The sequence below is a fragment of the Dietzia maris genome (assembly GCF_036287335.1).
GTDB lineage: Bacteria > Actinomycetota > Actinomycetes > Mycobacteriales > Mycobacteriaceae > Dietzia > Dietzia cinnamea.
Window position 1 is genome coordinate 1760707 of the sequence record NZ_CP143053.1, and the last position, 23103, is coordinate 1783809.

The window sequence follows — 23103 nt, forward strand, 5'->3', positions numbered from 1 at the left end:
GTTCCGATCAGGCGGTGGCGGGCGCCAGGTACTTCTCGTACCCGTTCGCCTCGAGCTCGTCGGCCAGCTCGGCGCCACCGGAGGCGGCGATGCGGCCGTCGACGAACACGTGGACGGTATCGGGCTTGATGTACTGGAGGATCCGGGTGTAGTGCGTGATGAGCAGGATGCCGCCGTTCTCCTCCGCCTTGTAGCGGTTGACACCCTCGGAGACCACGCGCAGCGCGTCGACGTCGAGGCCGGAGTCGGTCTCGTCGAGCACGGCGATCTTCGGCTTGAGCAGGTCGAGCTGGAGGATCTCGTGGCGCTTCTTCTCGCCACCGGAGAAGCCCTCGTTGACGCTGCGCTCGGAGAACGCGGGGTCGAAGTCGAGGTCGGACATGGCCTCCTTGACCTCCTTGACCCAGTGGCGCAGCTTGGGCGCCTCGCCACGGACCGCGGTGGCCGCGGTGCGCAGGAAGTTGGCGGTGGAGACGCCGGGGATCTCGGTGGGGTACTGCATGGCCAGGAACAGGCCCGCGCGGGCCCGCTCGTCGACCTCCATGGACAGGACGTCCTCGCCGTCCAGGGTCACGGTGCCGCCGGTGACCTCGTACTTGGGGTGGCCGGCGATGACGTAGGCCAGGGTCGACTTGCCGGAGCCGTTCGGACCCATGATGGCGTGGGTCTGCCCGGACTCGATGGTCAGGTCGACGCCCTTGAGGATCTCGACGGTCTCGGGTGAGTCCTCGGTCGCGGCGACGCGGGCCGTCAGGCCCTTGATCTCGAGAGTGGTCATTGGTGTGCTCGCAATCTGTGTGAGAAGTCTTCGGGGGATGATCGGGGGCCTGCGGGCTCGGTCAGATGCCGGAGGACTGCAGCTCCAGCTCGACGGCCTCGGTGACCCGCTCGCGCACCTCGGGCACGCCGATGCGGTTGATCACCTCGCCGAAGAACCCGCGGACGACGAGGCGTCGGGCGACGTCCTCGGGGATGCCCCGCGACATGAGGTAGAACAGGTGCTCCTCGTCGAACCGGCCGACGGCGCTGGCGTGGCCGGCACCGGCGATCTCGCCGGTCTCGATCTCAAGGTTCGGCACCGAGTCGGCGCGGGCGCCGTCGGTGAGCACGAGGTTGCGGTTCATCTCGTACGTGTCGGTGCCCAGTGCCGCCGCCCGGATGAGGACGTCGCCGATCCAGACGGTGTGCGCGTCCGGAAGGTTCGACGAGGCGTCCCCCTGCAGCGCGCCCTTGTACAGGATGCGCGAGGTGCAGTTGGGCACCGAGTGGTCGACCAGCAGGCGGTGCTCGAGGTGCTGCCCGTCGTCGGCGTAGTACAGGCCGTTGAGCGTGACCGTGCCGCCGGGCGCGGTGAACCGCGCGAACGGGGAGATACGCACGACCTCGCCGCCGAACGTCACCGCGGTGTAGGTCAGCGTCGCGTCGCGGCCGACCTGCAGGTGGTGCCCGGCCATGTGCAGGGCGTCGTCGTCCCAGTCCTGAATGAGGACGACCTCGAGGTGGGCGGAGTCGCCGACGATGAACTCGACGTTCTCGGCGATCGTGCCGCCACCGCGCTGGTCCACGACGAAGGTCGCGTTGGCGAACGGCTCGAGGCGGACCTGGGTGTGGCCGTAGGCGAGCTGGCCCTCGCCCGGACCGTCGACGGTGACGTACACGGGCTCGTCGAGCACGACCTCCTTGGCCACGGTGATCACCGAGGCCTCGGCGGCCGAACTGAACGCCTGCGCGGCCACGCGGTCGCGGGGGGCCCCGGCCTCGCCGACGCGCTTGTCGTCCATCGCGACGGTCTCGACGGTGAGGCCTTCGCGCTCGCCGACGGACGCCGTCAGGCGACCGGTCGCGGTGACGTTGGAGCCGTCGTGGAGACCGCGCAGACGACGCAGCGGGGTGAACCGCCAGATCTCGTCCTTGTGGCTGGGGACCTCGAACGCGCCCACGTCGTACGAGGTGAACTGGTCACCCTTCGTCGCGTCGACGGGGACGCCGTAGCGATCCGTGAGGGGGGCCGGGGCGGACCCGGTCTCGGGGGTGGTCGTGTCGGTCATGGGGTCAGCCCACCGATCCTTCCATCTGCAGTTCGATCAGGCGGTTGAGCTCGAGCGCGTACTCCATGGGGAGCTCCTTGGCGATCGGCTCGACGAAGCCACGCACGATCATGGCCATCGCCTCCTCTTCGGCCAGCCCGCGGCTCATGAGGTAGAACAGCTGGTCCTGGCTCACCTTGGAGACCGTGGCCTCGTGCCCCAGCGTGACGTCGTCCTCGCGGATGTCGATGTAGGGGTAGGTGTCGGACCGGCTGATGTTGTCCACCAGCAGGGCGTCGCACTCGACGTTGGACTTGGAGCCCTTGGCGCCGGGGTTGATCTGGATCAGCCCGCGGTACGCCGAGCGTCCGCCACCACGCGCCACCGACTTGGAGACGATGTTCGACGAGGTGTTGGGGGCCAGGTGCAGCATCTTGGAGCCGGTGTCCTGGTGCTGGCCCTCGCCGGCGAACGCCACCGAGAGCACCTCGCCCTTGGCGTGCTCACCGGTCAGCCACACGGCCGGGTACTTCATGGTGACCTTGGAGCCGATGTTGCCGTCGATCCACTCCATGGTCGCGCCCTCTTCGGCGCGGGCGCGCTTGGTCACGAGGTTGTATACGTTGTTCGACCAGTTCTGGATGGTCGTGTAGCGGCAACGGCCGCCCTTCTTGACGATGATCTCGACCACCGCGGAGTGCAGGGAGTCCGACTTGTAGATCGGCGCCGTGCAGCCCTCGACGTAGTGGACGTAGGCGTCCTCGTCGACGATGATCAGCGTCCGCTCGAACTGGCCCATGTTCTCCGTGTTGATGCGGAAGTAGGCCTGCAGCGGGATGTCCACGTGGACGCCCTTGGGGACGTAGATGAACGAGCCGCCGGACCACACCGCCGTGTTCAGGGCGGAGAACTTGTTGTCACCCGAGGGGATGACCGAGCCGAAGTACTCCTCGAAGAACTCCGGATGCTCCTTGAGCGCGGTGTCGGTGTCCATGAAGATGACACCCTGGCTCTCCAGGTCCTCGCGGATCTGGTGGTAGACCACCTCGGACTCGTACTGCGCGGCCACGCCGGCCACGAGCCGCTGCTTCTCGGCCTCGGGGATGCCGAGCTTGTCGTAGGTGTTCTTGATGTCCTCGGGCAGGTCCTCCCAGCTGGTGGCCTGCTTCTCCGTGGACCGGACGAAGTACTTGATGTTGTCGAAGTCGATCCCGGACAGGTCCGAGCCCCACTTCGGCATCGGCTTCTTGTCGAAGATCTTCAGAGCCTTGAGCCGCTTGTCGAGCATCCACTCGGACTCGTTCTTCTTGGCGGAGATGTCACGCACGACCGCCTCGGACAGGCCTCGCTGCGCGGCGGCACCGGCATCGTCCGAGTCGTGCCAGCCGTAGTTGTACTGGCCGATGGAGGCGATCCGCTCCTCATCGGTGGTCGGCTCGGTGACGTCGGCCGTCACCTGGTCGGGGGTGAGGGTCATCGCACTGTCCTTTCGGCGGTCGGTGCCGACGCGGGTGCGCCGGCCGGTGCGGGGATCGTGGCCGCGAGATCCTCCGCGGTCACGGTCCCTGTCGGGATGTTCGTGGTGCAGGCGCAGTTACCGCCCGCGATGGTCGCGAGACGCTGGACGTGGGTGCCCACTATCTCGGACACCACCTCCTGCTCGGCCTCGCAGAGTTCGGGGAATCGGGAGGCGACGTTCCACACCGGGCAGTGGTGCTGACAGATCTGCAGCCCCGTCCCGGCGTCCTCCACGGAGGACGCGTAGCCCGCCTTCGACAGGGCCACGGCGATGTCGGTCGCGGCGCGCTCGACGTCGTGGGCACCCTCGGCCGGTCGGACGTGTCCGATGACCGAGCGCACCCGCTCGCGGGCGAACTCCGAGACAGCCTCCGCGCCGCCGATGCGACGCAGTGCCGCCATGGCCTCGACCGCCAGGTGATCGTACCCGTGCCGTGCGGTGCTCCGACCCGTGGCCGTCACCTGGAACGCCCTGGCCGGGCGACCGCGGGTTCCCGCCGGACGGGTGCGTGCGGCCTCCACCTCGCCGGCCTCGACGAGGTGGTCCAGATGGCGTCGGACCCCTGCGGCGGTGAGCCCCAGTTCCTGTCCGATCTCGGCCGCGGTCAGCGCTCCGCGCTCCAGCAGGAGTTCCCGGATCGTCGAGCGGGTGTCGGGGCGCGTGCCGCTGTCCATCGCGTGCTGCACGCTCATACGCCACTCCCTTCCGGATATGCTCTGTGCGCCCGGGCGGGGCGCACCTCCTGATATTACGCAACACTTTCGTTTCGGAATTATTCCCCCACCCCCGGGCGCGTCCCTCGGGGCGCCGACATGCCCGACAGTTCCAGGTGGAGGAGGGACGAGACGATGGCACGCGACGTCCCGACACGTGGCGCGGGCTCGGTCACCTCGCGGCTCCACGCGCAGGAGCGGTTCACCGGCTCCCCGCCGTCCGCGGAGATGGCGCGACTGTGGCGCATCCGGCGTATCGGCACCACGGCATCCGTCGCGATGGCGGTGGGAGCCCTCGGCGCGGGCGCGCTGCCGGTGCTGCAGAACCCGATCGCCGGTGAGCGCCTGTTCGGGCTCTGGCTCCGCCTCCAGCAGTCGTCGATGACGGTGGTCATGGCCGGGATGGTCGTGGTGACGCTCTGCTGGCTGCTCCTCGCCCCGTACGTGCTCGGGCGCGATCGCCGGGGCCGGATGAGTGGGCGCATCGACCGGGCGACGCTCGACAGGGTGATCGCCTCGTGGGCGCTCCCGCTGGCCCTCGCGCCCCCGATGTTCAGCAAGGACGTCTACAGCTACCTCGCCCAGGGCGCCATCGGCAACGCGCTGGACGACCCCTACGAGCGCGGACCGGTCTCGGCGCTCGGGACCGGCCACGCGCTCACGATCAACGTCCCCGACATCTGGCGCGACACGCCCAACCAGTACGGCCCGCTCTTCCTGGGCGTGCAGAAGGCCATCCACGGGCTCACGGGCGACGACGTGGTGGCGGGGACCGTCCTGCACCGCGTCGTGGCCGTGCTCGGCATCCTCATGCTGGGCTGGGCGGTGCCGCGACTGGCCGAGTACTGCGGCGTGTCGGACGTGGCGGCGCTGTGGCTGGCGGTCGCCAACCCGCTCGTGCTGTTCCACCTGGTCTCCGGAATCCACTCCGAGTCCCTGATGATGGGCCTCCTGGCCGTCGGCCTGGTACTGGCCCTCCGCGCCGTCGACCACGCGGGCCGCGGGCGCGGCGCGATCCCGCTCTTCGTCCTGGGAACCGTCCTGATCACCGGTTCGGCCCTGGTCAAGCTGCCGACCATCGTCGCCCTGGGCTTCGTCGGCATGGCACTCGCCCGCCGATGGGGCGGCGACTGGCGGGCCACGATCCGGGCGACGGCCGTGATGGTCCTGATCTCGGGCGTCACGACCGGTGTGGCCATGGTCGCCACCTCGTCGGGCCTCGGCTGGGTCACCAAGCTCGGCGCCGCCACCTCGTTGCGGAGCTGGCTCTCCCCGCCGACCGCCCTCGGTGTGCTGGTCGGCGGGATCGGTCAGTACCTCGGGCTGGGCGACCACACCGCGCAGATCCTCGTGATGGTCCAGACCGCGGCCCTCGTGATCGCCGGCGCCTTCACCGTCCGCATGCTCTTCGCGGTCCAGGCCGGACGCATCGATCCGGTGGGTGGGCTGGGCGTCTCGATGGCGGCGATCGTGCTGTGCTTCCCCGTGGTCCATCCCTGGTACATCCTGTGGGCACTCGTCCCCCTCGCGGCGTGGGCGTCACGGTGGGAGTTCCGCGTCCCCGTGGTCGCGGTCAGCGCCGTCCTCGCCTGCTTCACCCTGCCGCCCGGCGCGGGGCTGCCGCCGTTCGTCACCGTCCAGGCGTGGGCGGCGACGGTGGTGATCGTCGCCGCGCTGCTGATCGCCCTCTTCCGGTGGCCGGGGCTGTTGCGGTACCGGTAGCCGGGCGGGCCTACAATCGGCACCCGTGACCTCATCGACGGACTCCCCCGCACTGCACGTCGAGGGACTCGTCAAGAGGTTCGGCGCCACCACCGCGGTCGCGGGACTGGACCTGCGTCTCGACCGCGGTCAGGTCATGGCGTTGCTCGGACCGAACGGCGCCGGCAAGACCACCACGGTCGAGATCTGCGAGGGTTTCGTGCGCCCCGACGCCGGAACGGTCCGCGTCCTCGGCCTCGACCCGCTGACCGACCGCCAGCGGGTACGCAGCCGCATCGGCATGATGCTGCAGGGCGGCGGCGCCTACCCGGCCGCGCGGGTCGGCGAGATGCTCCACCTGGTGGCCTCCTACTACGCCGACCCCCTCGACCCGGACTGGCTCCTGGGCGAGCTCGGCCTCAGCGACCACGTCAGGACCCCCTACCGCCGGCTGTCCGGCGGGCAACAGCAGCGACTGTCCCTGGCGATCGCGGTGGTCGGACGGCCGGAACTAGTGTTCCTCGACGAACCCACCGCCGGGCTCGACGCCCAGTCACGGCGGGCCGTGTGGGACCTCGTCCACGCGCTGCGTCGCGACGGCGCGGCCGTCCTGCTCACCACCCACCTCATGGACGAGGCCGCGTCACTCGCCGACCAGGTGGTGATCGTCGACCACGGACGGCGCGTCGCCTCGGGCAGTCCGGCGGAACTCGAACGCGCCGGGACCGCCGAAGGGGTCACCCTCGTCGTCGACGGCGAGGTGTCCCCGTCCCTGCTCGCGGACGTCCTCGGCGACGAGCACACGGTCGCCGAGGGGACCGCGGCCGGCGTTCTGGAGGTCCACGGCCCCGTCTCCCCCGGCCTCATGACAGCGATGTGCGCCGCGCTCGAGCGGGCCGATGTGCAGCTCACCTCCCTGGCCACCCGCACCAGGAGCCTCGAAGAGGTCTTCCTCGACCTGACCGGACGGGAACTGCGATGACCCACGCCCCCGAAGACGGAAACCGCTTCGCCCCCGGCACGTTCGCCCGGCCGTCCGCCCCGGCGTCCGTCGCCCGGATGGCCGCGGCACAGACCCGCATGGAACTGGCGCTGTTCCTGCGCAACGGCGAGCAACTGCTGGTCGCGCTCGTCATCCCGGTCGCGATCCTGTTCGCCCTCACCGCCGTCGAGTTCGGAGCCGTGCCCGAGCCGCGGATCGACCACGCGATCACCGCGGTGCTCACCATCTCCGTCATGGGGACCGCGTTCACCGGGCAGGCGATCGCCGTCGGCTTCGACCGACGCTACGGCGCCCTCAAACGTCTGGGCGGCACCCCGCTCCCACCGGCCGTCATCATCGCGGGCAAGATGCTCGCGACCCTGGTGCTGGTGGCCGGGCAGGCCGTCATCCTCGGAGTCATCGCGGCCGTACTCGGATGGCGTCCCGACACCGCCGGGCTCGCGCTCGGTGCCGTGGCGGTCGCTCTCGGCTCGGTCGCGTTCTCCTCGATGGGGCTGCTCCTCGGGGGCACCCTGCGCGCGGAGATCGTCCTCGCGTTGGCCAACCTCATCTGGTTCGTCCTCATCGGTGGGGCCGGACTCGCGATCGGGGTGGTCGATCTCCCCACCGCGGTCCACGACCTCCTCGTCGTCGTCCCCTCCTACGCGTTGACCACCGCACTGGTCACCGCGACCGGCGGCGGCGTCCCCGCACTGGCCGCGCTGTCCCTGGCCCTGTGGACGGCCGTCTGCGGCGGCTTTGCCGTGCGTCACTTCTCGTTCACCTGATAGCAGAGGCCGGCGCCGCGCGGCCTAGAATCGGGGCCGTGACCTCGACATCGCACGCCCCGACCTCCGGAGCCCCGGCCGCGCCCGCGTCGAAGGGATCCGGCGGTCCGCTCTCCCGGCTGCCGATGCCGTCCCTGCGGGTCCAGAAGGGCATCGCCCTGGCCAACGTGATCGCCCAGATCGGCATCATGACCACCGGCGTCACCGTCCGCGTGACCGCCTCCGGACTCGGGTGCGAGACCTGGCCCCGCTGTAACCAGGACAGCTTCGTCCCCGTGCCCGGCGCCGGGCCCGCCATCCACCAGGCCATCGAGTTCGGCAACCGACTCCTCACCTTTGTCCTGGTGGCGGTCGCCGCGGCCCTGATCCTCGCGGTCTTCCGGGCGGGGCGACGCACCGAACTGAAGGTGCTCGCCCTCGCCATGCCGCTGGGCATCGTCGCGCAGGCGGTCATCGGCGGCATCACCGTGCTCGCCGGGCTCGTGTGGTGGACCGTCGCGCTGCACCTCCTGCCGTCCATGCTCCTGGCCTGGGTGGCGGCGGTACTGTACGTCCGGATCGGAGAAGACGACACCGCCCCGCCCAGGCGCGTGGTGCCCCGGCCGCTCGCCTGGCTCACGGCACTGTCGGCGGTCCTGCTCGCCGGCGTCCTCGCGACCGGGACCATGGTCACCGGCGCCGGCCCCCACGCCGGGGATGCCCGGATCGAGGCCGCCGACCGCCTGCAGCTGCCCATCCAGTGGCTCGTCCACTTCCACGCCGAGCTGATGATCGGCTACGTCTGCCTGCTCATCGGCCTGCTCGCCGGACTCATCGCGTTGCGGACCGAGGGGCCCGCGATCCGGCGCTGTGCGATTCTCATCGGGCTCATCGCCGCGCAGGCGGTCATCGGCATCACCCAGTACCAGCTCGGCGTCCCGGAGGTCCTCGTCGTGGCGCACGTGACACTGGCCGGCGCGATCACCGCCGTGACCGGCGCCCTGTGGGCCGCCGGGGTCATCCGCGACCGGGTCCCCGCGTCCGCCGCACGCTGACGGGTTTCGGAGTGGGCGTCGGAGCGGGCGGGCGCCGGTCGACGCCCGCGCCAGCGCCCCGAACCCGCTGAAACGCCGGAATCCGCTACCCCGATCCCGGATCCGCTACCCCTGTGCGGGTAGCGGATCCGCGGGTGGAGTAGCGGATTCTCGCGTTCCGGCGCCGGGCCCGGGGGCGGGTCCGGCACCAGGACGGTCAGACCAGGGCGCCCGATCCCGCCATGCGCTTCCAGTGCCCCGCCGGGACATCGGTGCGCGACACGAGCTCGCGGGTCCAGTCCGAACCGGTGAGGCCGGAGATGCCGTCGCGGACGGCCTCGGCCTCGGACAGCGAGTCCACCATCGTGTCCCCGAGGACGCCGTCGGCGCCCACTAGGGTGATACGGACGCCGCGGCGACCGACCGGCTGGAGGACGACGTCCGCCGACCCGCCGTGGCGCGCCAGGAACTTCTCCACGAACTTGGCGGTCTTGGCCGGGGGCGTCGGACCCGCGGGAACCGGCGCGGCCTCGATCTTCTCGGCCGGGGCCTTGGCGGCCTTCGGCGCCGGGGTCTTGTCTGCCGGGGTCTTACCGGCGGGCTTGTCCGATGCCGCGGCGGGCGCGTCCTGCTTCTCGGCCGGCTCCTCCGCCGGGGGCACCGCGGCGGGCTGCGACGCGGCGGGGGCGTCCGCCGGGCGATCGGCGGCCGACGGCGCGTCGGACTTCTTCGCGTCGGTTGTGGGCTCCGCGGTCTGCTTCGCGGCGGCCGCGCCGCCACCGAGCGTGAGGCCACCGGACTTGCCTCCGCCGGGGGCCTTCGCCTTGGACCCGCCGCCGAGCGTCAGGCCGCCGGACGCGCCGCCGCCCGGTGCCTTCGCACCGGAACCGCCACCCAGGGTGAGACCGCCGGACTTCTTCTCGGCCGGCGCAGCGGTGTCGGGGGCCTTCTCCTCTGCGACGGGCGCAGCGGTGTCGGCGGCCTCGCTCTTCGGCTCGTTCTTCGCTTCGGCCTGCCCGGACGCCGGAGCCGGGGCGGACTCCCCCGCCGCGGTGGACTTCTCCGGGGTGCCGGCGGCTCCCGCCGCGGCGGCGGCGGCGCCGCCCCCGAGCACGAGCTTGGCGGCCGAACCGCCGCCGGGGGCCTTGGCCTTGGACCCGCCACCGAGCTTGAGGCCGCCACCGGACGCGGGAGCGCCGGTCGCCGGCTTCGGCGAGTCGGGCGCCGCGTCCTGCGCCTCGGGCGCGGCGTCGGCCTTCGTATCAGGAGCGGTGTCGGTCTTCGCCGCGGGCGCTGCCGGATCAGCGTCCGCCTGGGTGGCCGAGGTGGACGACGCCGCCGGCGCAGACTCGGTGGAAGTGGGCTCGGACGCGGAGGGCGCCGGGGCAGAACCGCCACCGAGCTCCGTGATGCGCGAGCCGTGCAGGGTCGACGTACCGCCGCCCGGGGCGCGCGGGGCTCGACGGCCGAGAGAGATACCGCCCGCACCGCCCCCGCCGGCTGCGGCGGGAGCCGGGCTCGGCTTTTCCTGGGTACCGGCCTTCGCGGCCGGCTCCTTTGCCTCCGGCGCGTCCTTGGCGGTGGAGGCCTGCTCGTCCGCGCCGGCCCGGGACGGCTCGGCCTGCGCGGCCGCGGGGGCCGCCGCCGTCTCCTGCGCGTCCGTCGACGACTCGACGGGTTCGGACGCCGTATCGGATCCCGTCGTGGTGATCTCGGACCTGCCGGTGGCCCGGACTCGCGGCCCCCCGGCGTACTGGGAAAGGATCTGCAGGCTCATGGGGCGTAGCCTATCGCCTCCCCCGCCGCGGATCGGTCGGCACTCCCGCGTTGCCCCGAACCGCTGACGGCACTCCGGCTGCGGCGGGCCGCGCCCTACCGGATACTGGGCGCCATGCGTGCGATCCAGATCTCCCGACACGGCGGACCCGAGGTACTCACTCCCGTGGAGGTCGACGTGCCGTCGCCCGGCCCGGGCGAGGTGCTCGTCCGTACCCGTGCCATCGGGGTCAACTACATCGACACCTACTTCCGCGAGGGCGTCTACGAGCGGGACCTCCCGTTCATCCCGGGTAGCGAGGGCGCGGGGGTGATCGAGGCGGTCGGCGAGGGCACGCCCGACCTGGTCGCCGGCGACCGGGCGGCCTGGTGCCAGGTGCCCGGTTCCTACGCCCAGTACGTCGTCGCCCCCGCAGAATCGGTGGTCACCGTGCCGGAGGGGGTCGACGACGACGTGGCGGCCTCGATGCTGCTGCAGGGGCTCACCGCGCACTATCTGATCACCGACACCCACCGGGCCTCAGCCGGCGATCACGTACTGATCACCGCGGGGGCGGGCGGCGTCGGACAGCTCCTCATCCAGCTGGCGGTGGCCCACGGCTTCCGGGTGATCACGACGACCTCGACCGAGGAGAAGGCCGACCTCTGCCGCGACCTCGGGGCGCACCACGTGCTGCTCTACCCGGAGGCGACGCCGGAGAGGGTGCGCGAGCTGGCGGACGGGGGCGTCGCCGCGGTCTTCGACGGCGTGGGTAGGGACACCTTCGACGACAGTCTGGCGGTGCTCGCGCGGCGCGGCACGCTCGTGCTGTTCGGGGCGGCCAGCGGCCCGGTTCCGCCGGTAGATCCGCAGCGGCTCAACGCGGCCGGTTCGGTGTTCCTCACCCGCCCGACCCTGGCGGATTACATCGCGACGACGGAGGAGTTCCGCGGCCGGGCCGGCGAGATCCTCGAGGGGGTCGTGGACGGCGCGCTGCGGCTGTCAGTGGGGGCGACGTTCGGCCTGTCGGAGGCCGCGGAGGCGCATCGCGCGCTGCAGGAGCGGCGGACGACCGGCTCGGTGACACTCGACCCCGAGCGCTGACCGCTACTCGCCGGACGCGGTCAGGCCAGCGGCAGGAGTTCCGCCACGGTCTGCAGTCCGAGCACCGCGTCGATGGACAGGGCCACGAAGACCCCGGCGAGGTAGTTGTTCGACAGGATGAACAGCTTGAGCGGCTTGACCTCGACGCCGCGGCGCACGCCCGCCTCGAGGCGGTGCGCCATGACGATGAACCACACGCCGAAGCCGATCGCGCCCGCCGCATAGACCCAGCCCGCCGCGGGGATGAGCGCGAACGTACAGAGGACGGTGACCCACGTGTAGATGGTGATGCGGCGGGTCACGCCCTCGGGGCCCATGACCACGGGCAGCATCGGCACGCCGGCGGCCTTGTAGTCCTCCTTGTAGCGCATGGCGAGGGCCCACGTGTGTGGCGGCGTCCAGAAGAAGATGATGAGGAACAGCACGACCGCCTGCCACCAGTTGTGGGGCTGGCCGTCCGGCAGGTTGTCGGTGATGACCGCCCACGAGACGAAGACCGGCATGCAACCCGCGGCGCCACCCCAGACGACGTTCTGAGCGGTGCGGCGCTTGAGGATCATCGAGTACACGATCACGTAGAACAGGATCGTGATGAGGATGAAGAAGGCGGCGAGCCAGCTGTTGGCCAGGAGTCCCAGCCAGAGGATGCTGGCCACTCCGAGTGCCAGGCCGAAGATCAGCGCGGCTCGCGGCGTGATCGCGTGGCGCGCGAGCGGGCGGCGCTCGGTGCGCTTCATCACCTGGTCGATGTCGTAGTCGACGACCATGTTGAGCGAGTTCGCGCTCGCCGCGCCCATCCAGCCACCGACGAGGGTGAGCAGGACCAGCGAGAGGTGGATGTTCCCGCGATCCGCTTGCAGCAGGGCGGGGATCGCGGCGACGAGGAGCAACTCGATGACGCGCGGCTTGGTGAGGGCGATGTACGCCATCACCACGTCGACAACACGGGCTCGCCCGCTCGCCGGAGCCGGCCGCCCCGTGGACTCTGGAGGGGAGACGGCTGGCCCCCCACTCCGGGTCGGGGTGGAATCGTGCACCGGAACTCCTCGCAGCAGACGTCAACGCACTACCGAGCCGATACTACGTCCCCCCTGCGCGGTCCGCGAAAGAGCGGGGGCGGGGACGGTACGCCCCACCGTGGGCGCGACCACTAAGGTGGTTCACGACATACGCGCGGATCCGCGCCGCACCCTCAGACCCGGGAGAACCACAAGTGACCAGCGCGTCGGAGATCACCGAGCTCACCACCGCCCGCCACCCATCCGACTGGACCGAACTGGACACCCGCGCAGTGGACACCGCGCGCGTCCTCGCCGCCGAGGCCGTGCAGAAGTGCGGCAGTGGTCACCCGGGAACCGCGATGAGCCTCGCGCCGCTGGCGTACACCCTCTACCAGCGCATCATGCGGCACGACCCGTCCGATCCGACGTGGGTGGGACGGGACCGGTTCATCCTGTCCTGCGGGCACACTTCGCTCACCCAGTACATCCAGCTGTACCTCGCCGGGTTCGGCCTCGAACTCGAGGACCTCAAGGCTCTGCGTACCTGGGGCTCCAAGACCCCAGGCCACCCCGAGTGGCGGCACACGGACGGGGTGGAGATCACCACCGGTCCCCTCGGCCAGGGCCTGGCGTCCGCGGTGGGTATGGCGATGGCGGCGCGCTACGAGCGCGGGCTGTTCGACCCGGACACCCCCGCGGGCAAGAGCCCGTTCGACCACTTCATCTACGTGATCGCGTCCGACGGCGACATCCAGGAGGGCGTGACGGCCGAGGCCGCCTCGCTCGCGGGTACGCAGCAGCTCGGCAACCTCATCGCCATCTATGACGACAACGAGATCTCGATCGAGGACGACACCAAGATCGCGTTCAATGAGGATGTCGCGGCCCGCTACGAGGCGTATGGCTGGCACGTGCAGACGGTGAACGGCGGTGAGGACGTGGCCGCCATCGAGGAGGCGATCGCCGACGCGCGCGCCGTCACGGACAAGCCCTCGATCATCGTCCTGCGCACGATCATCGCCTACCCGGCGCCCAACGCGATGAACACGGGCGCCGCGCACGGTGCCGCGCTCGACCAGGACGAGGTCGACGCCGTCAAGGAGGCGCTCGGCATGGCCGGCACGGAGCCGTTCACCGTCGAGGACGAGGTGATCGCCCACACCCGCGCGGCCCGCGACCGCGGCGCCCGCGTCCACGCTCAGTGGAGCGACATGTTCCACGCGTGGGCGGAGGCGAACCCGGAGCGCAAGGCACTGTTCGACAGGCTGTACTCGGGCGAGCTCCCCGAAGGCTGGGACGCGGACCTGCCCACCTGGGAGGCCGATCCCAAGGGCGTCGCCACCCGCAAGGCCTCCGCCGAGGCCATCCAGGCCCTCGCGGCCACGCTTCCGGAGCTGTGGGGCGGCTCCGCCGACCTCGCGGGCTCCAACAACACCCCCATCAAGGGCGCGGACTCGTTCGGCCCCGCGTCGATCACCACCGACACGTGGACCGCCTCCCCCTATGGGCGGAACCTGCACTTCGGTGTCCGTGAGCACGCGATGGGCGCGATCCTCAACGGCATCGCACTGCACGGACCGACCCGCCCGTATGGCGGGACGTTCCTCATCTTCAGTGAGTACATGCGACCGGCCGTCCGGCTGGCCGCGCTCCAGGGCAGCAACGCGTACTACGTGTGGACCCACGACTCGATCGGTCTGGGCGAGGACGGCCCGACCCACCAGCCGGTCGAGCAGCTCGCCGCGCTGCGGGCCATCCCGGGACTGGCGGTCCTCCGTCCTGCGGACGCCAACGAGACCGCCGCCGCCTGGCGGGCGATGCTCGAGGCGCTCGACGGGCCCAAGGGGCTGTGCCTGACCCGGCAGAACGTGCCCGTGCTCGAGGGCACCGCGCAGCTCGCCCGTGAAGGTGTCGAGCGGGGCGGCTACGTCCTCGCCGAGGCGTCGACGGGTACCCCCGAGGTGATCCTCATCGGTACCGGGTCCGAGGTCCAGCTGGCCGTGGCCGCGCGGGAGACCCTCGAGGCCGAGGGCGTGCCCACGCGAGTGGTCTCCATGCCCTGTGTCGAGTTCTTCGACCAGCAGGACGCCGAGTACCGCGAGTCGGTCCTCCCGCGTGCCGTGCGCGCACGGGTCTCGGTCGAGGCCGGCATCGCGATGCCGTGGCACCGGTTCCTCGGAGACGCCGGCCGGGCAGTCTCGCTCGAGCACTTCGGCGCCTCCGCGCCCTACGAGACCTTGTTCACCGAATTCGGGATTACCGCCGACGCGGTGGTCTCCGCCGCCCGCGAGTCGCTCGCGGCCGTTGCCGGGGAGGCATGATGACCAACGCCAATCTCGCCGCTCTCAGTGCCGCCGGGGTCTCCGTGTGGCTCGACGACCTGTCCCGTCAGCTCCTCGCCTCCGGTGAGCTCGAGAAGCGGATGGCGGAATACTCGATCGTGGGCGTGACCACCAACCCGGCGATCTTCCAGTCGGCGCTGGCGGATTCGTCGGCCTACGAGGGCGCGCTCACCGAGACGGTACGTGCGGACCGCGAACTCGCCTCCGTGATCCGGGCGCTCACCACCGCGGACGTCCGGGACGCCTGTGACCTGCTGGCGCCGACCTATCGGGCGACCGACGGCGTGGACGGTCGCGTCTCGCTCGAGGTGGACCCGGGCCTCGCACACGACACGGCGGAGACCGTCCAGCAGGCGGTCGAGCTGTCCGCCGCGGTCGACCGGCCCAACGTGATGATCAAGATTCCCGCCACCGCGGCGGGACTGCCGGCGATCACCGACGTCATCGGCAAGGGCATCGACGTCAACGTCACGCTGATCTTCTCGGTGGATCAATACCGAAAGGTCGCGGAGGCGTACCTCACCGGCCTCGAGCAGGCCGTGGCCGCCGGGCACGATCTGTCGTCGATCCACTCCGTGGCGTCGGTGTTCGTCTCCCGTCTGGACACCGAGATCGACTCGCGCCTGCCGGAGTCGTCGGAACTGCGCGGTCAGGCCGGGCTCGCGAACGCCCGCCTGTGCCAGGAGGTCTACGACGAGGTCTTCGACCCCGCCGGCCGCTTCGGCGAGTTGGCGGATCGCGGAGCCCGGCCGCAGCGACTGCTCTGGGCCTCCACGGGAGTCAAGGATCCGGCGTACCCCGACACGCTGTATGTGACGGGCCTGGTGACGCACGGGACCGTCAACACGATGCCCTTCGCGACGATGCAGGCGTTCGCAGACCACGGGGTGGTCGAGGGTGACACGGTGCGGGGCACCGCTGAGGCTTCCCGCGCCACCCTCGACGCGCTGCGTGCCGAGGGCATCGACCTGGACGAGGTCTTCGCGCTGCTCGAGCGCCAGGGCGTGGAGAAGTTCGTCACCGCCTGGGACGACCTGATGGACACGGTGAGGGCGCGGATCGACGAGATCCCGTCGGATTCGTGACCGGCCCCGACCGTCTGGACACGTCCGACGCCGAAAGTTCTACAGGGGCCACCGAGGGATGGGTCAACCCGCTCCGGGACCCCCGCGACCGGCGTCTGCCGCGGATCGCTGGGCCCTCCGGCCTCGTGATCTTCGGCGTCACCGGTGACCTGTCCAAGAAGAAGCTCATCCCGGCGATCTACGATCTCGCCAACCGGGGTCTGCTCCCGCCCGGGTTCTCGCTCATCGGGTTCGGTCGGCGTCAGTGGGCGCACGAGGAGTTCGCGGCGTTCGCCCGCGAACAGGCCCGCGAGCGCTGCCGGACACCGTTCCGTGAGGATGTATGGGAGCAACTCGCCGCGGGACTGAGGTTCGTGACCGGCACCTTCGACGACGACGAGGGATTCGACCGCCTCGCGGACCAGCTGGTCGCGCTCGAGGCGGAGCGGGGCACGGCTGGCAACTACGCGTTCTACCTGTCGATCCCCCCGGATGACTTCCCGACCGTGTGCCGGCACCTCGATCGCACCGGGTGCACGCGGGGCCCCGAGGGGTCCTGGCGCCGGGTGGTCATCGAGAAACCCTTCGGTCATGACCTCGCCAGTGCGTGCGAGCTCAACGCGGTCGTGGGGGCGGTGTTCCCCGAGGACTCGGTGTTCCGTATCGACCACTACCTCGGCAAGGAGACGGTCCAGAACATCCTGGCGTTGCGCTTTGCCAACCAGCTCTTCGAGCCGGTGTGGAACGCCAACCACGTGGACCACGTCCAGATCACGATGGCCGAGGACATCGGTCTCGGCGGGCGCGCCGGGTACTACGACGGTATCGGTGCCGCGCGCGACGTCATCCAGAACCACCTGATCCAGCTGATGGCGCTGGTGGCGATGGAGGAGCCGACCGATTTCTCCGCCGCCGCGCTGCGTGCGGAGAAGACCAAGGTCCTCGAGTCCACCTCGCTGGCGTTGCCGATCTCCGAGACCGCCGCGCGCGGTCAGTACGCCGGTGGCTGGCAGGGTTCCGAGCAGGTCGTCGGGCTGAAGGACGAAGAGGGCTACGACCCGTCCTCGGCGACCGAGACCTACGCGGCCATCACCCTGGAGGTCCACAACCGACGGTGGGCGGGCGTCCCGTTCTACCTGCGGACCGGTAAGCGCCTGGGGCGTCGTGTCACCGAGATCGCGGTCGTCTTCCGGCGCGCGCCGCACCTGCCCTTCGACGCAACGATGACGCAGGAGCTGGGACAGAACGCCCTGGTGATCCGCGTCCAGCCGGACGAGGGGGTCACCCTGCGGTTCGGGTCGAAGGTACCGGGGACCGCGATGGAGGTCCGCGACGTCAACATGGACTTCGCCTACGGCGAGGCGTTCACCGAATCCTCCCCCGAGGCGTACGAGCGCCTCATCCTCGACGTGCTGCTGGGCGAGCCGTCTCTCTTCCCGGTCTCGCGTGAGGTGGAGTTGAGCTGGCAACTGCTCGACCCGGTCCTGCGCGAGTGGAAGTCCGAGGGCCAACCGGAGCAGTACCAGGCGGGCACCTGGGGGCCCAGGGGCGCCGACGAGATCCTGGCCCGCAGCGGCCGCGCATGGAGGCGACCGTGATCATCGACCTACCCGACACCTCGACCCGCGCGATCGCCAAGAAGCTGGTGCAGATCCGCGAGGAGGCGGGCCTGAGCACGATCGGCCGCGTCCTCACGCTGATCGTCATCACCGACCACGTCCGTGGCAGCGAGTCGGCGATCGACGCGGCGAACGAGGCCAGCCGGGAGCACCCGTGCCGCGTCATCGTGGTGATCCGGGGGCGGCGCGCCGACGCCGATCGGCTGGACGGCCAGATCCGCGTCGGCGGCGACGCCGGCGCGGCGGAGGTCGTCGTGTTGCGCACGTCCGGCGCGATGGCGTCGCAGTCGGCGTCGCTCGTGACGCCGCTGCTGCTGCCCGACACCCCGCTCGCGGTGTGGTGGCCCCGCCACTCCCCGACGCTGCTGTCCGAGGACCGCGTGGGTCGGCTCGCCCGGCGCCGCATCGTCGATTCGGACGCCGAGGGGCATCCGACGGACGCCCTGGCCAAGCGAGCGGCCGGGTACTCCCCCGGTGACACCGATCTGGCGTGGGCGCGCATCACCCATTGGCGTTCGTTGCTGGCCGCAACCCTCGATCGACCCCCTTTCGAGCCGATCACGGGCGCCACCGTGTGCGGGCCGGAGCGTGCGGCGTCGGTCGATCTCGCCGGCGGGTGGCTAGCGTCCCGCCTCGGGATCGACGTCCTGCGGGCGGTCGGGCCCAGAATGGTCGTGTTGGAGCGGGCCTCCGGGTCCATCGTCGTCGAGCAGGTCAGCGCGACCTCCGCGGAGCTGCGCATCACCGGGCAGTCCCCCACGCGGGTCGCTCTCGTGGGTCGGAGTGTGGCCGACTGTCTGGCGGAGGAGTTGCGCCGCATGGACACTGATGGTGTGTACGCGGACGCGTTGGCCAACCACGATCGCGTCATCTACACCTCGGCGTCGGTTCGTTGAGCCGGGGCCGGAAGGCCGGCACCCGCGTCCGTTCCCACCCCACCACCACGACAGGAGCGTCGATGTCAGTCACCCGTCATCTCGTCCATGAGGATGCGCAGTCCCTCGCGGAGGCCGCCGCCCTCGCCGCGGCCGGTCACCTCAACGAGCGCGTTGCCGCGGCCGGCCGGGCGACGCTCTCCCTGACCGGTGGTTCGGTGGGCGTGAAGACGGCCGCCGCCCTCGCCGGAACCGAGGTCGACTGGAGCCGGGTCACGATCTTCCTCGGGGATGAGCGCTTCGTCCCGGCCGGTCATCCCGACCGCAACGACGGGCAGCTCGCCGAGGTGCTGTTCGATGCCGTCGGCGACCGGGCCACCATCCACCGCTGGCCGGCGCGGGGAGATGAGTTCGACGACGTCGACGCCGCCGCGGAGGCGTTCCTCACGGAGGTGGACCTGCCCGGTGCCGGTGGCGACGAGCCGTTGTTCGACGTGACGCTACTCGGGATGGGGCCGGAGGGGCACATCGACTCCCTGTTCCCGCACACTCCGGCGATCGCCGAGACCGACCGGCTGGCGGTGGGCGTCCGCGACTGTCCCAAGCCGCCGCCGGAGCGACTCACCTTCACGCTGCCGGCGGTGCGCCGGTCGCGGCACGTCATCGTCGTGGCCACCGGAGAGGGGAAGGCCGAGGCGGTCGCGAAGGGTCTGGGTGGTGCTGATCCGGCGGACTGGCCGGTCGCCGGGGCTGTCGGCACCGAGTCCACGACCTTCCACCTCGACGGGCCAGCCGCCTCGCTGGTGAGCTGACGCCGGCCCTGCGCCGCAGAGCCGGCCCGGCGCCACAGAGCCGGCCCGGCGCCACGTCGGATCACCCGGTACGACGAAGCGGGGTGCGCGCCCTCCCTCATGGGAGAGCGCGCACCCCGCTTCTCGCGTGTGGGCCCCGAGCGGGGATCAGCCGAAGCGGACGAGCAGGCCGACGGCGATGATCGCGATCACCCAGAGGACCGCGACGACCACGGTGACCCGGTCGAGGTTGCGCTCGACGACGCTCGAGCCCGACAGGCTCGACTGGACACCGCCACCGAACAGCGAGGACAGGCCGCCGCCCTTGCCGCGGTGCAGCAGGATGAACAGCATCAGCAGCAGGCTGGTGATGATGAGGAAGATATCCAGGGCGAGCTTCATGTAGGGATCGTGCCTCACGTCAGGTCGGGCGGTCGGGTGCGACCGCTACAGACTACCCGGTCGGGCGTCCGCGGTTGATCCCGGCGTGCCGGGCCGGCGAGGGCCCGACCCGCCGGGGGCGGGAACGGATCAGGGCAGCGGGCCGCCGGCGGCGATCGCGCACAGCTGGGCGAACTCGTCGGGCTTGAGCGACGCCCCGCCCACCAGACCGCCGTCGACGTCGGACTGTTCGAGCAGCTCGCCGACGTTCGAGGCGTTGACGCTGCCGCCGTACAGCACGCGCATCGACTCGGCCGTCTCGGCGTCGGCGAGCTCGGCCAGCGCGGAGCGGATGGCCGCGCACACCTCCTGCGCGTCGGCGGCGGAGGCGGTCTTGCCGGTCCCGATCGCCCATACCGGCTCGTACGCGATGACCGTGGAGGCCAGCTGTGCGGTCGTCAGACCCTCCAGCGAACCCTTGAGCTGGTTCACGACGAAGTCCACGTGGTCACCGGCCTCGCGGACCTCGAGCTTCTCCCCCACGCAGACGATCGGGGTCAGGCCGTGACGGTGTCCGGCCGCGGCCTTGGCCGCCACGAGTTCGTCGGTCTCGGCGTGGTAGTCGCGGCGCTCGGAGTGGCCCACGACGACATAGGTGCAGCCGAGCTTCGCGAGCATGGAGGCCGAGATCTCGCCGGTGTAGGCGCCGGATTCGTGCACCGAGACGTCCTGGGCTCCGTAGGCGAAGCCCAGCTTGTCACCTTCGATGACGATCTGGACGCCTCGGATATTCGTGAACGGCGGGAGGAACGCGACGTCGACCTTCTCGAGGTACTTCTCCGGGAGGGAGAAGGCGACCTTTTGCACGAGTGCGATCGCCTCGAGGTGGTTGAGGTTCATCTTCCAGTTGCCGGCGATGAGCGGAGTGCGTGACATGTTCTCTCCTTGTAGTTCCTGGGTGTCCGGGTCAGTTGCCGCGCTCAAGGACGGTGACGCCGGGCAGTTCCTTACCCTCCAGGTACTCCAGCGAGGCGCCACCGCCGGTGGAGATGTGGGAGAAGTTCTCCTCGCCGAGCCCCAGGGTGCGCACGGCGGCCGCCGAGTCGCCGCCACCGACGACGGAAAACGCTCCGGCGGAGGTCGCGGTGATGATCGCCTCGGCGACGCCGCGGGTGCCCGCGGAGAAGGCCTCGAACTCGAACACGCCCATCGGCCCGTTCCAGAACACGGTCTTGGCCGAGGTGAGCTTCTCGGCGAAGGCGGCGACCGACTCGGGGCCGATGTCCAGGCCCATCGTGCCCTCGGGGATCGCGTCGGCGGGAACCGTGGTGTGGGGGGCGTCGGCGGCGAACCCGTCGGCGGCGACGACGTCCACGGGGAGCGTGATGACGTCGCCGTACCTGGCCAGCAGGTCCTTGCAGGTGTCGATCATCTCCTCCTGCAGCAGCGAGGAGCCCACACCGTGGCCCTGTGCGGCGAGGAAGGTGAAGCACATGCCGCCGCCGATGACGAGGGTGTCGACCTTCGGAGCCAGCGCCTCGATCACGGCGAGCTTGTCCGAGACCTTGGATCCACCGAGCACAACCGCGTAAGGACGCTTCGGGTCCCCGGTGAGGGCGGCGAGCACGTCGACCTCGCTCTGCACGAGGTCGCCGGCGTAGGCAGGCAGGAGCTTGGCGACGTCGTAGACGGAGGCCTGGGCGCGGTGGACAACGCCGAAGCCGTTGGAGACGAACGCGCCGTCCTCGCCCACCAGGCTCGCGAGTTCCGCGGCGAACGCGGCCCGCTCGGACTCGTCCTTGCTCGTCTCGCGGGGATCGAAGCGGACGTTCTCGACCAGCAGGACGTCGCCGTCGGTCAGGCCGTTGGCCCGCTCACGCGCGTCCGGCCCCACCACGTCACCGGCGAGCTGGACGTACCGCCCCAGCTCATCTCCCAGCTTCTCCGCCACGGGTGCGAGGGACAACTCGGGGTCGGCCTCGCCCTTGGGTCGGCCGAGATGGGCGGTGATCACGAGTGCCGCGCCCGCGTCGAGCAGCGCGTTGAGTGTGGGCAGCGAGGCGGTGATGCGACCGGCGTCGGTGATGGTCTTCCCGTCGAGCGGGACGTTGAGGTCGCAGCGGACGAGGATCTTGCGGCCCTCTACGCCGGCGTCGAGCAGGTCGGAGAGCGTGCTCACGGCCATGTGGTGGAACTCCTGTCGGAAGAACTGTGGGTGGGTCACCGGGTGGGTGGGCTGACCGTGCGGCGCCGGTCGATGTGCGCCGGGCCCGGCCGGGACGCTCGCGGCGTCCCCGGACCGGGCCCGGTGGTGGTACGGGGTCGTCAGGCCCGAAGGCTCTCAGAGCGACTTGCCGACCAGGCCGATGAGGTCGGCCAGGCGGTTGGAGTAGCCCCACTCGTTGTCGTACCAGGAGGCGATCTTGATCTGGCCGTCGATCGCCTTGGTCAGCGGCGCGTCGAAAATCGACGAGTGCGGATCGGTGACGATGTCAGAGGAGACGATCGGGTCCTCGGTGTACTTGAGGATGCCCTTCATCGGCCCCTCGGCGGCGGCCTTGACCGCGGCGTTGACCTCGTCGACCGAGGCCTTCTTCTCGAGCTCGACGGTGAGGTCGGTCAGGGAGCCGGTGGGCAGCGGGACGCGAACGGCGTAGCCGTCGAACTTGCCCTTGAGCTCGGGCAGCACGAGGGAGACGGCCTTGGCGGCACCGGTGGAGGTCGGGACCATGTTCAGCGCGGCGGCGCGGGCGCGACGCGGGTCCTTGTGGGGCGCGTCCTGCAGGTTCTGGTCCTGGGTGTACGCGTGGATCGTGGTCATGAGGCCCTTGACGATGCCGAACTCGTCGGACAGGACCTTGGCCACGGGCGCGAGGCAGTTGGTGGTGCAGGAGGCGTTCGAGATGATCGTCTGCGAGCCGTCGTACTTGTCGTCGTTGACACCCATCACGATGGTGATGTCCTCGTCCGACGCGGGGGCCGAGATGATGACCTTCTTGGCGCCGCCCTCGAGGTGGCCGCGGGCCTTCTCGGCCGAGGTGAAGATACCGGTGGACTCGACGACGACGTCGACGCCGTAGTCACCCCACGGAACGGAGGCGGGGCCCTCCTTGATGGCGAGCGCGCCGATCTTGGTCCCGCCGACCGTGATCGAGGTGTCGTCGTAGGTGACGTCCTTGCCGAGGCGACCGAGGATCGAGTCGTACTTGAGCAGGTGAGCGAGCATGTCGTTCGTGGTCAGGTCGTTGACGGCCACGATCTCGATGTCCGTCTTGCCCTCGGCCTTGAGAGCCTCCACCGCGCGGTAGAAGTTGCGGCCGATACGTCCGAATCCGTTGATGCCTACGCGCACGGTCACTTCGATGTCTCCTTATTGGTGGTGCGAGAACGCTGGACGTCACCAGAGCCGGGTGGGGCCCGGGGACGT

Annotated in this window: 20 protein-coding genes; 10 read left to right on the forward strand and 10 right to left on the reverse strand. The window is 70.7% G+C overall.

The annotated features are described in order from the left end of the window. Positions 1-7: 7 nt before the first annotated feature. The 4 genes from sufC to VYL96_RS08095 form a co-directional block, all read right to left on the reverse strand. A complete protein-coding gene (sufC, locus tag VYL96_RS08080; protein WP_131885014.1) occupies positions 8-778 on the reverse strand; it encodes a Fe-S cluster assembly ATPase SufC in 771 nt (256 codons plus the stop codon). A gap of 61 nt (positions 779-839) precedes the next feature. Next, complete coding sequence (sufD, locus tag VYL96_RS08085) at positions 840-2048, reverse strand: Fe-S cluster assembly protein SufD (RefSeq protein WP_131885015.1); 1209 nt, start codon at positions 2046-2048, stop codon at positions 840-842. Positions 2049-2052: 4 nt separating this feature from the next. Continuing rightward, positions 2053-3504, reverse strand: coding sequence for a Fe-S cluster assembly protein SufB (gene sufB, locus VYL96_RS08090; RefSeq protein ID WP_061915168.1), 1452 nt, complete (start codon positions 3502-3504; stop codon positions 2053-2055). Further along, on the reverse strand, positions 3501-4238 hold the full coding sequence (locus VYL96_RS08095) for a helix-turn-helix transcriptional regulator (protein ID WP_063973580.1): 738 nt from the start codon (positions 4236-4238) through the stop codon (positions 3501-3503). Before VYL96_RS08095 ends, sufB begins: the two co-directional genes overlap by 4 nt. Positions 4239-4394: 156 nt before the next feature. Between VYL96_RS08095 and mptB the strand changes: the two genes are divergently transcribed. From mptB to VYL96_RS08115, 4 genes are read left to right on the forward strand one after another with little or no spacing between them, the layout of a single operon-like run. Further along, positions 4395-5981: a polyprenol phosphomannose-dependent alpha 1,6 mannosyltransferase MptB gene (gene mptB, locus VYL96_RS08100; protein WP_061915175.1), complete on the forward strand. Its 1587-nt coding sequence runs from the start codon at positions 4395-4397 to the stop codon at positions 5979-5981. Between the two features lie 25 nt (positions 5982-6006). Continuing rightward, positions 6007-6942 carry an ABC transporter ATP-binding protein gene (locus VYL96_RS08105; RefSeq protein WP_061915178.1) on the forward strand — a complete coding sequence of 312 codons (936 nt, stop codon included), beginning with the start codon at positions 6007-6009 and terminating at the stop codon, positions 6940-6942. Continuing rightward, a complete protein-coding gene (locus VYL96_RS08110) occupies positions 6939-7730 on the forward strand; it encodes an ABC transporter permease (protein WP_061915181.1) in 792 nt (263 codons plus the stop codon). The genes VYL96_RS08105 and VYL96_RS08110 overlap by 4 nt, the downstream gene beginning before the upstream one ends. A gap of 38 nt (positions 7731-7768) precedes the next feature. Then, entirely contained in the window at positions 7769-8764 is a 996-nt protein-coding gene (locus VYL96_RS08115; RefSeq protein ID WP_407935077.1) for a COX15/CtaA family protein, read from the forward strand. Between the two features lie 196 nt (positions 8765-8960). Here the strand turns inward: VYL96_RS08115 and VYL96_RS08120 are convergent, their stop codons facing one another. Further along, positions 8961-10520, reverse strand: coding sequence for a hypothetical protein (locus VYL96_RS08120; RefSeq protein WP_279432735.1), 1560 nt, complete (start codon positions 10518-10520; stop codon positions 8961-8963). Between the two features lie 114 nt (positions 10521-10634). On the opposite strand from VYL96_RS08120, the gene VYL96_RS08125 reads away from it, so the two are divergent. Further along, the gene (locus VYL96_RS08125) at positions 10635-11603 is read left to right on the forward strand and encodes a quinone oxidoreductase family protein (protein ID WP_131885016.1); all 969 of its coding nucleotides are present in this window, start codon (positions 10635-10637) and stop codon (positions 11601-11603) included. 20 nt (positions 11604-11623) lie between these two features. Here VYL96_RS08125 and VYL96_RS08130 read toward each other — a convergent pair whose 3' ends face one another. Then, the gene (locus VYL96_RS08130; protein ID WP_063973574.1) at positions 11624-12532 is read right to left on the reverse strand and encodes a heme o synthase; all 909 of its coding nucleotides are present in this window, start codon (positions 12530-12532) and stop codon (positions 11624-11626) included. Between the two features lie 284 nt (positions 12533-12816). Between VYL96_RS08130 and tkt the strand changes: the two genes are divergently transcribed. From tkt to pgl, 5 genes are all read left to right on the forward strand, one after another. Continuing rightward, positions 12817-14925, forward strand: coding sequence for a transketolase (gene tkt, locus VYL96_RS08135; RefSeq protein WP_131885017.1), 2109 nt, complete (start codon positions 12817-12819; stop codon positions 14923-14925). Next, positions 14922-16031 carry a transaldolase gene (gene tal / locus VYL96_RS08140; RefSeq protein WP_131885018.1) on the forward strand — a complete coding sequence of 370 codons (1110 nt, stop codon included), beginning with the start codon at positions 14922-14924 and terminating at the stop codon, positions 16029-16031. Before tkt ends, tal begins: the two co-directional genes overlap by 4 nt. Then, positions 16028-17608 carry a glucose-6-phosphate dehydrogenase gene (gene zwf / locus VYL96_RS08145; protein WP_375545176.1) on the forward strand — a complete coding sequence of 527 codons (1581 nt, stop codon included), beginning with the start codon at positions 16028-16030 and terminating at the stop codon, positions 17606-17608. The genes tal and zwf overlap by 4 nt, the downstream gene beginning before the upstream one ends. After that, the gene (locus tag VYL96_RS08150) at positions 17605-18525 is read left to right on the forward strand and encodes a glucose-6-phosphate dehydrogenase assembly protein OpcA (protein ID WP_311200786.1); all 921 of its coding nucleotides are present in this window, start codon (positions 17605-17607) and stop codon (positions 18523-18525) included. Before zwf ends, VYL96_RS08150 begins: the two co-directional genes overlap by 4 nt. 62 nt (positions 18526-18587) lie before the next feature. After that, entirely contained in the window at positions 18588-19316 is a 729-nt protein-coding gene (gene pgl, locus VYL96_RS08155) for a 6-phosphogluconolactonase (RefSeq protein WP_061229190.1), read from the forward strand. A 147-nt stretch (positions 19317-19463) separates the two neighbouring features. On the opposite strand, the gene secG is transcribed toward pgl, so the two are convergent. The 4 genes from secG to gap all read right to left on the reverse strand — a co-directional run bounded on the left by secG (position 19464) and on the right by gap (position 23034). Then, positions 19464-19697, reverse strand: coding sequence for a preprotein translocase subunit SecG (secG, locus tag VYL96_RS08160; protein WP_007628575.1), 234 nt, complete (start codon positions 19695-19697; stop codon positions 19464-19466). A 129-nt stretch (positions 19698-19826) separates the two neighbouring features. Next, positions 19827-20612, reverse strand: coding sequence for a triose-phosphate isomerase (gene tpiA, locus VYL96_RS08165; RefSeq protein ID WP_061228641.1), 786 nt, complete (start codon positions 20610-20612; stop codon positions 19827-19829). Between the two features lie 31 nt (positions 20613-20643). Beyond that, a complete protein-coding gene (locus VYL96_RS08170; RefSeq protein ID WP_061228642.1) occupies positions 20644-21861 on the reverse strand; it encodes a phosphoglycerate kinase in 1218 nt (405 codons plus the stop codon). 156 nt (positions 21862-22017) lie between these two features. After that, complete coding sequence (gap, locus tag VYL96_RS08175; protein WP_061228643.1) at positions 22018-23034, reverse strand: type I glyceraldehyde-3-phosphate dehydrogenase; 1017 nt, start codon at positions 23032-23034, stop codon at positions 22018-22020. Positions 23035-23103: the final 69 nt, after the last annotated feature.

Coding starts and splice junctions, on each gene's coding strand:
- sufC (WP_131885014.1), bottom strand. CDS start 778: ATGACCACTCTCGAGATCAAGGGCCTGACGGCCCGCGTCGCCGCGACC.
- sufD (WP_131885015.1), bottom strand. CDS start 2,048: ATGACCGACACGACCACCCCCGAGACCGGGTCCGCCCCGGCCCCCCTC.
- sufB (WP_061915168.1), bottom strand. CDS start 3,504: ATGACCCTCACCCCCGACCAGGTGACGGCCGACGTCACCGAGCCGACC.
- VYL96_RS08095 (WP_063973580.1), bottom strand. CDS start 4,238: ATGAGCGTGCAGCACGCGATGGACAGCGGCACGCGCCCCGACACCCGC.
- mptB (WP_061915175.1), top strand. CDS start 4,395: ATGGCACGCGACGTCCCGACACGTGGCGCGGGCTCGGTCACCTCGCGG.
- VYL96_RS08110 (WP_061915181.1), top strand. CDS start 6,939: ATGACCCACGCCCCCGAAGACGGAAACCGCTTCGCCCCCGGCACGTTC.
- VYL96_RS08120 (WP_279432735.1), bottom strand. CDS start 10,520: ATGAGCCTGCAGATCCTTTCCCAGTACGCCGGGGGGCCGCGAGTCCGG.
- VYL96_RS08125 (WP_131885016.1), top strand. CDS start 10,635: ATGCGTGCGATCCAGATCTCCCGACACGGCGGACCCGAGGTACTCACT.
- VYL96_RS08130 (WP_063973574.1), bottom strand. CDS start 12,532: ATGGCGTACATCGCCCTCACCAAGCCGCGCGTCATCGAGTTGCTCCTC.
- tal (WP_131885018.1), top strand. CDS start 14,922: ATGATGACCAACGCCAATCTCGCCGCTCTCAGTGCCGCCGGGGTCTCC.
- pgl (WP_061229190.1), top strand. CDS start 18,588: ATGTCAGTCACCCGTCATCTCGTCCATGAGGATGCGCAGTCCCTCGCG.
- secG (WP_007628575.1), bottom strand. CDS start 19,697: ATGAAGCTCGCCCTGGATATCTTCCTCATCATCACCAGCCTGCTGCTG.
- tpiA (WP_061228641.1), bottom strand. CDS start 20,612: ATGTCACGCACTCCGCTCATCGCCGGCAACTGGAAGATGAACCTCAAC.
- VYL96_RS08170 (WP_061228642.1), bottom strand. CDS start 21,861: ATGGCCGTGAGCACGCTCTCCGACCTGCTCGACGCCGGCGTAGAGGGC.